Here is a 13969-nt window from a genome sequence, read left to right on the forward strand (position 1 = left end):
AGAAAGATAACTTTGACATTTTTTTACCAAATTGGTTGGCCAGGCATAACAAATTAATCTTTACTTCCATTTTTATCGTTGGGCTCATCATGGTGATGTATAGAACTTTAACATAATGAAGATAAATTAGGTTCTAAAAAGCCTTCTCCAGGATCTGTCAGGTTTCCAAACTTTCCCATGGAATAGACCAGATCTAAAAATTGACCCTTTGGTTCCAGTGACTCAAGCTTCCCGCCACCATCCCGATAGCTTTTGGGAAGCTACAGATCATGGCACAGACCCATGGCTACAATATTATTTGTATTACCGCAGTCAAATCTTTACTTAAAATCAATTACAGTTTCAACATCTTCATTAATAATGCTAATGGAAATTATTTAACTCTGATAAAAGAATTATTTTAGCGCAATTTTTCATCGGAATTCCAAATACCTGCCCATTAAAAATGATAAGAATATTACTTCTCGTAATTATTACATTTTACTTTCAAAATGCTTTCAGTCAAGAACCTACTGGAAAATGGTATTTTAAAACTCATAGTAATGGGAGCGAAAAGCATTATATTCTGGACCTCCCCAAGCAGAAAGAATCCAGTGCGTACTTAGATCTTCCTTCCGACAAAATCTTCAGATTAGAATTAGATAGCATTATTTTTCAAGACCAGGAGATTTATCTCGCTCACAAGGGTATGAATCTCGCAATCACGGGTATTTATACTCATAATACAGATCAGATTCATGCTGTTTTAAAGAGAGATACATTTCAGGATTCAATTATTCTTAGCCGAAACCCAGCCGCAGAGAGGATACAAACTATTAAAAAACCCATTCCTTACAGAAGTGAAGAGATCTCTTTTTATAATTCAGACCACACTAAACTAACAGGGACAATTACTTATCCAATCGAAAATAACTCCCAAAAAGCTGTTATACTAATTTCAGGAAGCGGGCCGCAGAACAGAGACAGTGAAATTTTAGGCCATAAACCCTTTAAGATCCTGGCAGATCACTTAACAAGAAAAGGAATTACCGTACTGAGATATGATGACAGGGGCTATGCTAAATCGGAAGGGAAATTTCGACCGGCAACAACTGAAGATTATGCCGATGATGTAATTGGTGCAATTAATTTTCTAAAAAAATACGATAAGGTTTCGATTGGCTCTATTGGTCTTATTGGCCATAGTGAAGGGGGAAATATTGCTCCCATGGTGGCTGCTAATCGAAAAGATATTGAGTTTATAGTTTTATTAGCAGCGCCCGGCACTTCAAATTATGAATCATATTTAGTGTCGTTAGATTTATTGCTAAAAGATTATCCCGAGACCTATGATCGGGATTTTGAGCTTTATAAATCGGTATATAAAGACATGTCAGAGATCAGTAAAAAAGAAATTTTAAAAGACAGTCTGACCTCAAAATTCCGAAGATACGCTAACGTGCTTGATGAGGAGGAAGTTTCCATGTACGGAGGGATCGACAGCTTTGTAAATGGTCAGATAGAAGCTCACACTAGTGAGTGGTACCATTATTATCTTCAATTTGACGTTACCAAATACCTGGAGCAGTTGAAAATTCCAATTTTAGCTTTAAACGGAGATAGAGATATTTCAGTGGAAGCTGATTTTAATTTAAATGGTATAGAGAGAACATTGAATCGATCCGGGAATAAGAGCTTTAAAACAATAAAATTAAGAGATGTCAATCATTTCTTCCAAAGCAGTGAAGACGACAAGATCGAAAATGTATACTTTAATAAGGAAACTTTTTCTAAAGAAGCTTTGGGTCTGATTGCTGAATGGATACAAACGCTATAGCCAGCTTCTCATTACTCAAATGGGGGAACCGTCAATAAGTGAAATTCATTTTGTTCCCCAATACTGCTTTCAGCGATTATTTTTTTCCGGAGGAAAATTTTGTCATCGAAGAAGACAGCGCTCAGCTTAAAATAAAAGCGTATGCCTACGAAACCAATAAGTCAAATTTGACTGATATATTACCAAAAATAGAGCAGGTAATAAGCAGGTCTACCTATAAAGATCACTTCATCTCAACATCATTTATTCAGGGAAATCCAACGGTTTTAAATGATGAATCATTAACAAATGATGCCATTAGTATACTGAAAGATCTTTATGGAAGTAACTCGGTTCTCAGGGCTTACGGGCAAATTCCCTATTTCAACGATGACTTCATTTATTTTCAGCAAAAAATACCCGGAGTGTATTTCCTGCTGGGGGGATCAAATACGGAGAAAGGATTGATTGCCATGAATCACGCACCTGACTTTAGGGTTGATGAAGAATGTATAAGAACAGGTGTAAAGGCATTTTCTTCATTGATTTTGGAACGGGTCAATAAATAACTGAATAACAATCGCTAAAATTATGCTGGCTGAAACCAGGTTCCGGGCATCAATAGTCTTCTCCTCATTGCCTGAACTATTTCTCCGTTTTTGGTGAAACAAGAAAAGAAATCAATTCAATTATTAAACCTTAGAGGTATCTTCCACCTCTCACAGGGGGACGTTCACAAATACCGTCTCCAGTTGAACACCATTCTCAATCCCATATACCAGACATTCTCTAAAACCACTTCTTCGGCAATTTCGGGAGACAGCACCTCTACTTTAGAGGGCACATCAACCCCAAATGAGAACTGAAATTTCAGGGTGGCACTTTGGGTATTTGAAAAAATGCGGGTGGGCTGATATTCCAGGAACGGAAAATCCCATTTGGTAGATCGGTATGCAAGCAGGTAAGGATCCGTGAAACTTGTTACCGGTACAATGAGAGACTCCCTTACCCTGCCTCTGCCATACAGAGAAACCCCTACTTCTCTTCCCAGCACAAATTGAAACCGACCTATCGGAGTTGATATTCCTGATTGCCATGGAATAAGCCCTCCGTTACCAGCGGTGACCGCCATTCGCTGATACGTCTGAGGGGAAGCCCAGGCCAGAATGGGCGCGACAAGAATTAAGTCGCCGGGAATGAGCCAGAAAGGCATTCGCATTCGAAAGTTGAAAGCAGACCGGCCCGGAATGGTTGACGTTACAGAACTTCCCTGGTAGTTTAATTCAGGATCAGTAAACTGGCTGGTCGTGGGTGAATCCTGCCTCCAGCCTAACTGAACGAATGTTAGTCCGTCTCCGGCCTTATTCATCACTCCATCCAGTCCGAGACCGATGATCAGGTTGGCTTCAATGCTTCCTATAAAAGTGGTCTGATTTTGATCAGGACCGAAACCGCCGTTCAGGGAACCTCCCTCAAGGGAAGATGATACTCCGATGAAGGGACCCAATTCTGCCCTGAATCGTTCCAATTCTCCCAATCCTTCCTTCAATCCCGGTTTCGGAGTGCCCTTTAGCACCTCATGCAATAAATTAAGGTCAAATTCCGCTTCAGGCATGTCAGTATTAGAACAGACATCGAATGTGCTCGGTGAAATCTCTTTGTCTGTCGCAGAATTTACTTTAGAATTCATTTCCTGCAGCATCACCGAACAAAATTGTTCCAGGCTTGTCTGTACTGCCCTGGCTGCCAGGTCGGCATCTTCCACTCGCATATAGGCATCCCCGGTAAGCACCGCAGACTGATCATCCCAGGTTTCGATCTCTAATCCTGCTTCGTTATAGTGATCATGAGTACCCTTGCGCTGGGCCGCCGATCCCCAGGTGCCGGCAACATGCCCGGCTGCATATACGTCTTCGATGAAATGGAGCGCAAAAGTTTCATTGGCCAGGGCTGCCCTCAGTATCGATGATCGTTGTTCTTCCCTCAGGTCTGGCTTTTTTGACTGGACTACCATTTCCAAGGCCTGTGTATGAAAAAAAGAATAAGCCCCTAAAGCATTCAGTGGAGCCCCTTCCCTGAGACAGCGCATAAAATACGCTTCTGCCGTCTCATCCACAGAATTTCTTGCCAGTAAAAAATGTACATTATTGGCTCCTGCACGGGTGGCATATTCCAGATCAGCACGTTGCAACCGTATGTCTGAATTTCTGATCGCATTAATTATCTGATCAGGCCTTTCAGCCTCAGCCAGATCATTTCGTAAACGCTCTGCCACCTGGTCAACCTTTAAGATCCAGTCACTGCTGAGTATGATTTCCATCATCTGCTGAGGGGAGCAGCTGTGGTCCCCGGCAATAGCCGGCCACGATGCCAGGTCCAGGGTTCCAGCATCAGAACCATACTCAGGGTCTACCATGAAAGCTGAGAGCCTGCTTTCATATCCCTTTCGAGCCTGAGTCCACATATTTTCCAAAATACTTTTGTACTCCGGACTTAATTGCTGAATAGCCATAGCTGTGATCTCCCTGTGTTCAGGATATACCCAGACAGGAGGCTTTTCTGTATCACGGTCAGAAGCACTTACACCCGGCGAGAGCAGCAGTAGCAATGTGCCTAAAAGACAACGTATCATACGAATAAAATGAAAAAGTGTTATAATTAAAGATAACCAACTCTCCAGGATCATCAGCGTAAAACAGACGAACGACACAGCTGTTCCGAGCATTGAAACATGCAGAACAATCAGTCCTTAGCGTTTTGACCTTTTTATCCGGAGCGTCAATTGGTTGACAGAAAGAAGGGAAACTGCTTTTATAAAAAGAATTAAACGAGCGCTTAGCCCAAGCTTTCTGAAGATCGGCGAGTAAGGTTCATGAGACCAATTGAAATAAAACAGCAATAGTCCTGGTTTAAAAGCATTTAAACCACAGCAGGCACCTTCACGTTACGATTTTATTCCCTAACTTAGACATACGCTGTGTTTGGATCTCCATTTCTTAAGCACTCTGAAAAAATCTCATACCGCTTATAAAGATCGGTCTGAGAAGATAACATATCGCGCAGTGCACCCCATATCATATCGTTTCATAACCGGCCTTTAAGCTCACCGCCCCGGTCAGTATTTATCAAGAAAAAAAAGGGAAAGCCGAAAACCGACCAGAGTAGGCAATTAATTCTATCTAAAATGACTACAGAACAGAACATTCAGGTTATTAACTCCTTGTACAATGCTTTCTCAACCGGTGATATGCCGGTTGTTCTCGGATTAATGCATCCGAAAATAGAATGGAATGAAGCAGAAAGTAATTCGCTTGCCGATGGTAATCCGTACATCGGGCCGGATGCCGTACTCCAGGGTGTCTTCGCTCCTTTGGGTGCCAATCATGAGTATTTCGGGCTGCAGGATGTTAAAATCCACGGTATGAATGACAACATGATCTTAGCTACCTTGAGGTATGATGGCAAGGTAAAAGCCACCGGCAAAGCCTATAACGCGCAGGCGGCACATCTTTGGACACTTGATGATGAGGGGAAGATCACTGCCTTTCAGCAATTTGTCGATACCAAAAAGCTGGCAGAGGCCGGAAACTGAATTTTCTCCTGTATAATCCATTAAATATTCCGAGAACCTCAGCTATACGCCGTACCAATTCCAGGGGGCATTATACCTTTGGATATGACAACAATGTGGAGTTATACCGGGTATTCATGCCGGATGCTGCAGTCGGGGTTCAAGATGAACCTATATGAAGAATAAACATCTCTTATTCAGCCTCCTTTGCTTTTTGATTTTTACATCATGCTCTAAAAAACTGACTTCAGTTCAGGACAAGGAAACTGATCAGATCGCTGAAACTTATACCGTTCTGAAAAATGTTCCTTATGGCACAGATGCCGAGCAAAAAATGGACATTTATCTTTCGAAAGATGCAGCAACTTTCGGAAGGAATAATTACACGGTTGTTTTCATTCACGGCGGAGCCTATTATCTAAGCGATAAGACCGCAGAAGAAAGATATATTGATCCCTACCTTAAAAAAGAACTGAATGTTATCAATATGAACTATCGGCTTAAACGAGGAATTGCCCCGGCTACCAGTGACCTTACCCTTGCCCTCAATTATTTAAAAAACCGGAATAATGAATATGATCTGAGGTTAGACAACATCATCGTCACAGGGTTCTCGGCCGGAGCACAAATAGCGACCAATGTGGCATTAGCCCAGAATAATCCTTCATTTCCCGATGAGTTAAAACGCGGACTCATCATCAGAGGTATCATTAATTTTTCAGGCCCGGTAGACGACCTCGACGTTATAGAGAAGATCTTTGTAGATCATGAAAATGAACTCTTCAGCCTGGGCGGTAAAGCGCTTTTCCCTTCGGAAGGTTATGAAAAGAAAGATGTCGTTTCTGTTTACGAACCCATCACCTATTTCGACGGGAATGACCCGCCTGTTTTTTTATGGCATGGAGGAAAGGACGATCAAATCCCCCCTGAAACATTTACATATTTCACTTCCAGGTTTCGAGAAGGCAAAGATGTACTTGTTTATGTGCCGGAAGGAGAGCATAGTCCGACCGGGGAAGAACTGGAAGCTGCCTACCTGAGAATATTCGAATTTCTGGACGATTTATAAAATGACCGGGGCCGGAAAGTACAGCTCGTAATCCGTGCTGAACAACAGCTGTTATAGTAAAGTGATCCCACTAAATTCACGATTCGTCATAAAATATTGATGACTCATCTCTTATTTTCTGCATAAATCCTGTCAGCGGAATTATATTTGGCCCAAATTAATCACCTTAATGAGTAAAACCCTTAAAGTCATCAAGAAAGTATTTTTGTATACTTTCACAACCCTTTTACTGCTCACTGTGACCGGTTATGTTTACCTCTACGTCCTTCCAAAGGGACCTGCCATCACGGAAACAGATAAAATTACCACCGGTAAAGACTCCTTTGTCATGTATGCCTATAAAGAAAGTGAGAAAAAATCTGTGAGGGTATGGACCTACAAACCTGAAAACTGGCGCGACCAAAACAAAATCGTGTTCGTCATGCACGGAGGAGGACGCAACGCAGAAGACTACCTGAACACCTGGACGCAATTAGCCGACGAGAACAACCTACTGATCATTGCACCTGAATTCGGGAACAAGTTTTCTGATTATACCACCAACGACTATCAGGAAGGGAATCTGTTTACCTTTTTCGGTACCAAAAACCCAAAAAGCGAATGGGCATACACAGTTATTGAAAATATTTTCGACCATATCAGGTCGGTGAATAATATTACAAATGAAACCTATGATATATTCGGGCATTCGGCAGGCGGGCAATTTGTTCACAGAATGATCATGCTTATGCCTGAATCAAGAATTGAAACAGCTATCGCCGCGAATGCAGGTTTTTATACGTTTCCTGATGAAGACCTGGAGTATCCTTACGGAATAAAGAATTCCGGTATCGAATCATTGCCCGATCTTCAATTGTCTTACAATAAAAAGCTGATCATACTGTTGGGAGAATTAGATAACGATCCGGCATTAGGAACTTTCAGAACAACCGACTTGGCCATGAAACAGGGAGGCAACAGGTTAGACCGAGGTTCCAATTTCTATATCGAAAATGAAGCGCTGACAAAAAAGCATCACTGGAAATTCAACTGGGCAATCGATACAGTGAGCAAGGTAGGCCATGATTACAAAACGATGTCAGTAAACGCGGCCAAATGGCTATCAACCAAACCTGGCACTCCCTGAAAAGGTAATACCTGCTTTCATGAGGGTCCAGGTCACAAACAGCCACCGGTGAAAACAACAGTTAACCAAACAAAGCAGAACTTAGGTTCTTAAAAAAGAAACTGATTTGCGAGTAGAAAAAATTGAATCAACTTCAGAAGAATGATTCACTCGCTTTTGAAAATTTGTCTGTACTGAAAAACGTCGTATGAAAAAAATAGTATTACTGCTTGCAGCACTGACTCTAAGTTTAAAGGCAAGCGCACAGGAACAGCATAGTTGTTTTTATAACGTGGCCCTGGAACCGGCCTTTATCGCTTTTAATACACATAAAAACAGTGAACTTGACAAATGGTATAAAAACACCTTCGGACTGGAAGTTGTTAAAGAATTTGAAGTTCCTGACGGAAGCGCCACCGGAATCATCATGAGAAAAGACGATTTTATCGTTGAAATATTCTTCAGGAATCACACAGCTGAATTACACGAAAAGAAGGATAACACAAGGTCTAAACCGGGTGGTGGCATTATGAAGATCGGGTTATTTACCGATGCATCGCTTACCGATCTGAAAGACTGTCTGAACAATAATAGCGGCAAAGCCGGCAGGATATTCAGGGATCAGGAACTCGGGATTGACCTGTTACATCTTACCGATCCCGAAGGGAACGTACTCGAGATCATAAGCAGGGTTAATGATTAATTGATTCTCATCCTCATTCCTCTAAAGGGCAAAGCGCTTTCAATTTACTGAACATATACCGATATCATTTACCTCCTGCATTCATGAGACAAAAAATTGCTGTTGCGTAAACTTGAATCATTCTTTTGCAATAAATTTAAAGTGTGAACGTACTAACAACCAACCGGTAAAATAAAGATCGGCACGTTCTGGCAGTATGACCTTTATCTTTCTGTTTCATTGATGAATACAGAAAAGCAGACGTTTGAACTGCCGCTTTTCTGTCCTTCAGACATAAAAGGGAAGAACCATCTGACGAAACCGGAAAACAAACAATCATGCGAACAGCTTTTATCATTATCATCGCTCTTCACGCTTTGATCCACCTGATGGGATTTCTGAAAGGCTTTGGAATATCTGAATTTGAGGGACTATCGCAACCGGTCTCAAAAACATACGGATTTCTTTGGCTGCTGGCATTTCTTCTGCTCGCCTTTACACTCGTACTCTTTGCTACTCACTCCGATTTCTGGTGGCTCTCAGGAATATTCTCTGTGATTCTCTCACAGGTTCTGATCCTGGTTTTCTGGTCTGATGCAAAATTCGGAACCCTTATCAACCTGATCATTCTCATCGCTTCGGTGGTGGCCTGGTCGAACCATGCTTTTCTTTCCAAAGTCGAAAAGGAAAAAGCCGGTATCATTCAAAACTCTGAAACATTTTCTGATGAAATTATCACTGCGGAAGACATTTCGCATTTACCGAATGTGGTTAAAAAATGGCTTACCAACAGCGAGGTGATCGGGAAACAAAGGGTACCGACGGTTTATCTCACCCAGGAATTGCTGCTGAAGATGAAACCCGATCAGGAGTCCTGGTACCGGGGATCAGCTGAACAGTTCTTTTCTGTCAGGCCACCGGCTTTCATATGGACGATCGACATGAAAATGAATCCGATTATGCCTGTCGCCGGAAGAGATAAATTTGAAGCAGGGAAAGGAGAAATGCTCATAAAGCTGCTTTCTCTCATACCCGTGGCCAACGCCAGAGATCACGAGAAGGTGAATCAGGCGACCCTGCAACGTTACCTGGCAGAGATCGTATGGTTCCCTTCGGCCGCTTTAAGCGATTATATCAAGTGGGAAGCGCTGAACGAGTATTCAGCCAAAGCCATCATGACCTATGAAGGTACCCGGGGTGAAGGTATATTTCATTTTGACCATAGCGGTCGTTTTAAAAAATTTACAGCCATGCGATTCCAGGATTCAGAAAAGGCGGAACCTACCGAATGGATCGTCACCGCCACCAAAACCGATACAAGAAACGGAGTAAAAATACCGGTAGAGTGTGAAGCGAGCTGGAAAATGAACGATAGTACCTGGACCTGGCTGAAGCTGAAAATCACTGACATCAGCTATGGAAACTAGGATACCGGCCGGTAAATTCTTTGTCAACAATCTGTTTTTACTTCATAAACGACGGAAATAAGTTGTATTTTTAAAACTATAACTCTCTGATTTAAAAATATTTACCGCCCCGATAACCCAAGAATGTCTTTTTATTGTTTTGGGATTGAAGATAGTCAGGCAACAACTGAGTTAATAACTGTAATCTTATAACCAACCTTTCATTCAATGAAAAAGTCCATTAAACGTTTAAAGCAGCTGTTGGCAATGGCTGCTTTTATCATCCCTGTGCTTTATTTCTCTTCCTGTCAAAATCAGGAGAAAGAACAAGCTACTCCCATAAACCGTGAGGTAAGCGTTGAAACAGAAAAACCGGAGTATTTCCAGCTTCGTCCGGAGGTAGAAAAAGCCTATGGTTATACCCATGCTGTAAAAATAGGCAACGACATCAAGATCTCCGGAGCCGTGAGTATGGATGACCAGGGAAATCCCACCGCGGTTGGTGACCTGGAACAACAGATGAAAAACTGCTACGCCGACCTCGAACAGATCTTACAACATTTTGACTGCACTTTCGATGATGTCGTGGTTGAAAATATCTTTACGACCCATATGCCGCAGTTTTTGGAGATCTCGACCTATCGCGATTCGATCTATACCAGGCAATACCCTGCCGGCTCATGGCTGGGGGTTAAGGAACTCGCCTTGCCGGAGTTTATGATCGAGATCGAGATGGAAGTTTATAAACCTGATTAATGCGCAAAAAATAAAGTTAACTGTTATCTGTTCTTATAATACTTGTAAAAGATTGCACCGACCTGGAGTTTAGAAAATAATCATTATTTTAATCGCATCGTATATCAGTTCAAAGCAATTAACAATTAGGAAACAGCACAAAAATCATGTCTCAAATAATCATCCAGCGGAAAACAGAGTATATCAATCTCCTTAGAAAATACCGTATTTATCTGAATAACAATAAGACCGATAAAATAGCCGGTGGCGAAACTCTTGTTATCGATGTGGAGCCGGGTTTGCATGAAATACAAGCTGCCATCGACTGGTGCCAAAGCAACAGGCTGAGCTTCGAAATAGCCGAAGGTGAAACCCTGGAGATAGAAGTCAGGAGTAATGCCTTATTGAAGTACAGTGTGCAGATCGCATTACTCAGTCTCATCCCCTTACTACTGTATAATTTTTTCGTCAATACAGCGTTCAATCCGTTTTTATACCTGTGGCCGGTATTAATGCTGGTGCCGGGATATTTTATTACCATTGGCAGGAAACGATACCTGCAAATCAGTAAAACTGAGTTTCATATGGCTTCTTAATTAAAAGCAGGATTTTCCATAAGGAGAAAGCCTTATAGAATTGATCTCCATTTATGGCCTGTTTATCTAATACTATCAATGTACTCTTCAAAGGTGAACAGCAGATTCAATTTTCTGAATTACAGATATATAACCCTTGATAAATGTAACATTTTATTCCCTGAAACGTCTGTATAATACAAGGCGATCAAAAAGCCTATTAAATCAACCACCGATGAATACAATACTCATAAAACCATCTGAATCAGCGTTTGTCACCTTCCAAAGGGTATTTTTTTACAGCCTGTTATCGTTCCTGATCATTAGCTGCTCCTCCAATGAAAAAAAGAGGGTAGATAGTTCAATCAGTGTAAAGGAAGACAATAAAAACTATGAGCTAAAATACATGCTTGAAAAATGGTCTGAATCTTTTATTGAAAAAACTGATTCAACCTACCAGGTATCGCTCAGCTTTTATCTTGCTGATTCGTCAGAAGTCTATCAGGTAGAGGTTAAGAATAATGTATTTGAAATAATTGAAGGAGAAACCGATTCATACAATATCTCCTTTTCAGCTACAAAAGATCATTATAACAGGATATTCAGAGGGGATATTACCGCCATGACCTCTATGGGGCAGGCCACCTCCACTGATCCCATTCCTCTAAATTTTGATATTCAGAGTTCGGTCACTGGCAATACCACCAATGATTTTCTGTTTATCGCACAGCGCTTTTTTAACCGATATCCATATGACCTTGTGAGGCTTGGTGAAGAACACGCTAGAATCGTTCACGGAGGACTTGCGATTCCTATCTTTTACCAAAAAACCGATGACATCGGTGTGAGAAGTGCCTGGTATCAGATAAATAAGGGAGAACAGGTAAATGAACCCGGTGACACCAATCCTTTTCCCCAGTATTTCATAATCACTCAAGGTGAGGGATATGCGAAAATCGGTAGAGATACAATTAATGTGAAAAAAAATGAGGCTTATTATATTCCTCCCCATCATGATCATGTATTTTGGAATGAGAATGAAGAACCGATTGTATACATATTTCTTGCCTGGGGAAAGGGAGCCTGAATCTCCTACAGCCTGACTCTTTAAATTGGTTCATATAATCCCGTCGAATTAAAGATCAGAACTAACGCCATTGAAGTACAGTGTGCAAATCACTCTGCTCAGTCTCATACCCCTAATACTGTATAAATTCCTTATTAGCACAGCATTCAATCCGTTTTTATACCTGTGGCCGGCATTTATAATGGTGCTGGTATATTTCATAACTATTGGCAGGAAGCAATACCTGCACGTCTCCATGGCTGACCTTCAAAATTCCCCTAGAACAGGTTCGCATTGCAACACAGGTGCTTAAAACCTTTAAGGTATCGAAATGTCTCTGATAATTTAAAGGAGCGCAAAGAATTTGAAAGCATCTGTAGAACAAATAATAAAACTCCATGAATGCAAGCAGTTTTCATAGTTCCTTTAAGTGAAAGAACAATGTAAAGCAGGCTCGTAATAAGACATAAGGATAGTGAGTATTCGGTTCCTGAAATATTTCAGACCTGATCCTCATCAATCCAAAATATTTTTATCTTTCTAATATCTATGCATAATTAAGCACATTTAAATCATATGAAAATACTTCCATGTTTTCTTTTAAGCATCCTGATGACCTCATCGTTGGTATCTCAGGAAATTCAGGGCGACTGGTACGGGAGCCTGGAGGTGCAGGGCACAGATTTACCATTGGTTTTTCATATTGAAAAGACAGGAGATGAACTAATCTCAACAATGGACAGCCCGAAACAAGGAGCTTTCGGTATTGAGGTTGAAGAAACCAGCTATATAAATTCCTCTTTGACCCTGAAATTACCCCAATTAGGAGTTACCTATACCGGCACTTATGAAGACGACAAGAAGATGATATCCGGTACTTTCGAGCAGAACGGCATGCGCTTTCCCCTGAATCTATCGAGAGAAAAGATCGAGAAAAAGGTCATAAGACCTCAGGAACCTAATCAACCCTACCCCTATCGCTCATTAGATGTTACTTTCAAAAATCAAAACGATAATATCCTTCTGGCAGGTACCCTGACCTTCCCTGAAAACAGCACAGATTTTCCTACGGTGATACTGATCAGCGGCAGTGGCGCCCAAAACCGCGATGAAGAGATCGCCGGGCACAAACCCTTCCTGGTCCTTGCAGATCATCTCACAAGATCAGGAATTGCAGTACTCAGATTTGATGACCGGGGCACAGGAGCTTCAGAGGGCAATTATTCCGAAGCCACAACTGAAGACCTCTCTCGTGATGTGATTGCTGCTGTAGAATACCTGAGGTCGAATCAGGAGATCGATGCGGATAAGATCGGACTCATCGGTCACAGCGAAGGAGGTATCATTGCACCCTTAGTGGCATCAAAGAACAAGAATGTAGATTTTATGGTGCTGCTGGCCGGACCCTGCCTGCGCGGTGATGAAATAATGCTCGCCCAGAAGAAATTGATCGAATTGAAGAGTGGTTTTAGTCAGACTGTGGTAGCTCAAAGCCAGGAAATCTTTAAAAAGGCCTATGCCCTGATCGATTCGTATGATGGGGACGATAAGGCACTGAGTGACACTCTGACTGCTTATTTCAGTAAAAGTTTCAATACCAACCCTGAAGACCCACAGATAACCGGCATCGTTCAATATGTAAATTCCCCGTGGATGCGCTACTATTTGTCGTACGACCCCCGAACAGCCCTGGAAAATACTGAAATACCAACCCTTGCCCTCTTCGGGAAAAAAGATCTGCAGGTTCCGGCAGAATTGAACACAGTTTGTCTGGAAGAGATCAATAATGATCACATCAGAGTCATTCAGCTGGAGAATCTGAATCACTTGTTTCAAAACAGCCAAACCGGACTCCCGAATGAATATGACAAGATCGAACAGACATTTTCGCCTGAGGCTCTGAATATCATATCTGAATGGATCAACGACCAGTTTTAGATCTTAAGACATAGAAAGAATCAATTA

12 protein-coding genes are annotated in these 13969 nt (G+C 41.6%); 11 read left to right on the forward strand and 1 reads right to left on the reverse strand.

The window, feature by feature from the left end; all coding sequences use genetic code 11:
* The first annotated feature begins 445 nt into the window (after positions 1 to 445).
* A complete protein-coding gene (locus tag K7R10_RS10770; RefSeq protein ID WP_224484717.1) occupies positions 446 to 1816 on the forward strand; it encodes an alpha/beta hydrolase family protein in 1371 nt (456 codons plus the stop codon).
* A 38-nt stretch (positions 1817 to 1854) separates the two neighbouring features.
* Positions 1855 to 2364: a M20/M25/M40 family metallo-hydrolase gene (locus tag K7R10_RS10775; RefSeq protein ID WP_224484718.1), complete on the forward strand. Its 510-nt coding sequence runs from the start codon at positions 1855 to 1857 to the stop codon at positions 2362 to 2364.
* A gap of 164 nt (positions 2365 to 2528) precedes the next feature.
* Here the strand turns inward: K7R10_RS10775 and K7R10_RS10780 are convergent, their stop codons facing one another.
* The gene (locus tag K7R10_RS10780) at positions 2529 to 4427 is read right to left on the reverse strand and encodes a hypothetical protein (protein ID WP_224484719.1); all 1899 of its coding nucleotides are present in this window, start codon (positions 4425 to 4427) and stop codon (positions 2529 to 2531) included.
* 552 nt (positions 4428 to 4979) lie between these two features.
* Here K7R10_RS10780 and K7R10_RS10785 point away from each other — a divergent pair.
* From K7R10_RS10785 to K7R10_RS10825, 9 genes are all read left to right on the forward strand, one after another.
* On the forward strand, positions 4980 to 5387 hold the full coding sequence (locus K7R10_RS10785) for a nuclear transport factor 2 family protein (protein WP_224484720.1): 408 nt from the start codon (positions 4980 to 4982) through the stop codon (positions 5385 to 5387).
* A gap of 154 nt (positions 5388 to 5541) precedes the next feature.
* Complete coding sequence (locus K7R10_RS10790) at positions 5542 to 6435, forward strand: alpha/beta hydrolase (protein WP_224484721.1); 894 nt, start codon at positions 5542 to 5544, stop codon at positions 6433 to 6435.
* A gap of 169 nt (positions 6436 to 6604) precedes the next feature.
* Complete coding sequence (locus tag K7R10_RS10795) at positions 6605 to 7561, forward strand: alpha/beta hydrolase family protein (RefSeq protein ID WP_224484722.1); 957 nt, start codon at positions 6605 to 6607, stop codon at positions 7559 to 7561.
* Between the two features lie 187 nt (positions 7562 to 7748).
* Entirely contained in the window at positions 7749 to 8243 is a 495-nt protein-coding gene (locus tag K7R10_RS10800) for a VOC family protein (protein ID WP_224484723.1), read from the forward strand.
* Positions 8244 to 8560: 317 nt separating this feature from the next.
* A complete protein-coding gene (locus K7R10_RS10805) occupies positions 8561 to 9649 on the forward strand; it encodes a DUF6920 family protein (RefSeq protein WP_224484724.1) in 1089 nt (362 codons plus the stop codon).
* Between the two features lie 207 nt (positions 9650 to 9856).
* Positions 9857 to 10384 carry a RidA family protein gene (locus K7R10_RS10810; protein WP_370631311.1) on the forward strand — a complete coding sequence of 176 codons (528 nt, stop codon included), beginning with the start codon at positions 9857 to 9859 and terminating at the stop codon, positions 10382 to 10384.
* Positions 10385 to 10530: 146 nt separating this feature from the next.
* Positions 10531 to 10959: a hypothetical protein gene (locus K7R10_RS10815; RefSeq protein ID WP_224484725.1), complete on the forward strand. Its 429-nt coding sequence runs from the start codon at positions 10531 to 10533 to the stop codon at positions 10957 to 10959.
* 214 nt (positions 10960 to 11173) lie between these two features.
* A complete protein-coding gene (locus K7R10_RS10820; protein ID WP_224484726.1) occupies positions 11174 to 12025 on the forward strand; it encodes a cupin domain-containing protein in 852 nt (283 codons plus the stop codon).
* Between the two features lie 555 nt (positions 12026 to 12580).
* Entirely contained in the window at positions 12581 to 13942 is a 1362-nt protein-coding gene (locus K7R10_RS10825) for an alpha/beta hydrolase family protein (RefSeq protein ID WP_224484727.1), read from the forward strand.
* Positions 13943 to 13969 lie beyond the last annotated feature (27 nt).

The organism is Robertkochia aurantiaca, assembly GCF_020166495.1.
Classification (GTDB): domain Bacteria; phylum Bacteroidota; class Bacteroidia; order Flavobacteriales; family Flavobacteriaceae; genus Robertkochia; species Robertkochia aurantiaca.

Coding starts and splice junctions, on each gene's coding strand:
- K7R10_RS10770 (WP_224484717.1), top strand. CDS start 446: ATGATAAGAATATTACTTCTCGTAATTATTACATTTTACTTTCAAAAT.
- K7R10_RS10780 (WP_224484719.1), bottom strand. CDS start 4,427: ATGATACGTTGTCTTTTAGGCACATTGCTACTGCTGCTCTCGCCGGGT.
- K7R10_RS10785 (WP_224484720.1), top strand. CDS start 4,980: ATGACTACAGAACAGAACATTCAGGTTATTAACTCCTTGTACAATGCT.
- K7R10_RS10790 (WP_224484721.1), top strand. CDS start 5,542: ATGAAGAATAAACATCTCTTATTCAGCCTCCTTTGCTTTTTGATTTTT.
- K7R10_RS10795 (WP_224484722.1), top strand. CDS start 6,605: ATGAGTAAAACCCTTAAAGTCATCAAGAAAGTATTTTTGTATACTTTC.
- K7R10_RS10800 (WP_224484723.1), top strand. CDS start 7,749: ATGAAAAAAATAGTATTACTGCTTGCAGCACTGACTCTAAGTTTAAAG.
- K7R10_RS10805 (WP_224484724.1), top strand. CDS start 8,561: ATGCGAACAGCTTTTATCATTATCATCGCTCTTCACGCTTTGATCCAC.
- K7R10_RS10810 (WP_370631311.1), top strand. CDS start 9,857: ATGAAAAAGTCCATTAAACGTTTAAAGCAGCTGTTGGCAATGGCTGCT.
- K7R10_RS10815 (WP_224484725.1), top strand. CDS start 10,531: ATGTCTCAAATAATCATCCAGCGGAAAACAGAGTATATCAATCTCCTT.
- K7R10_RS10820 (WP_224484726.1), top strand. CDS start 11,174: ATGAATACAATACTCATAAAACCATCTGAATCAGCGTTTGTCACCTTC.
- K7R10_RS10825 (WP_224484727.1), top strand. CDS start 12,581: ATGAAAATACTTCCATGTTTTCTTTTAAGCATCCTGATGACCTCATCG.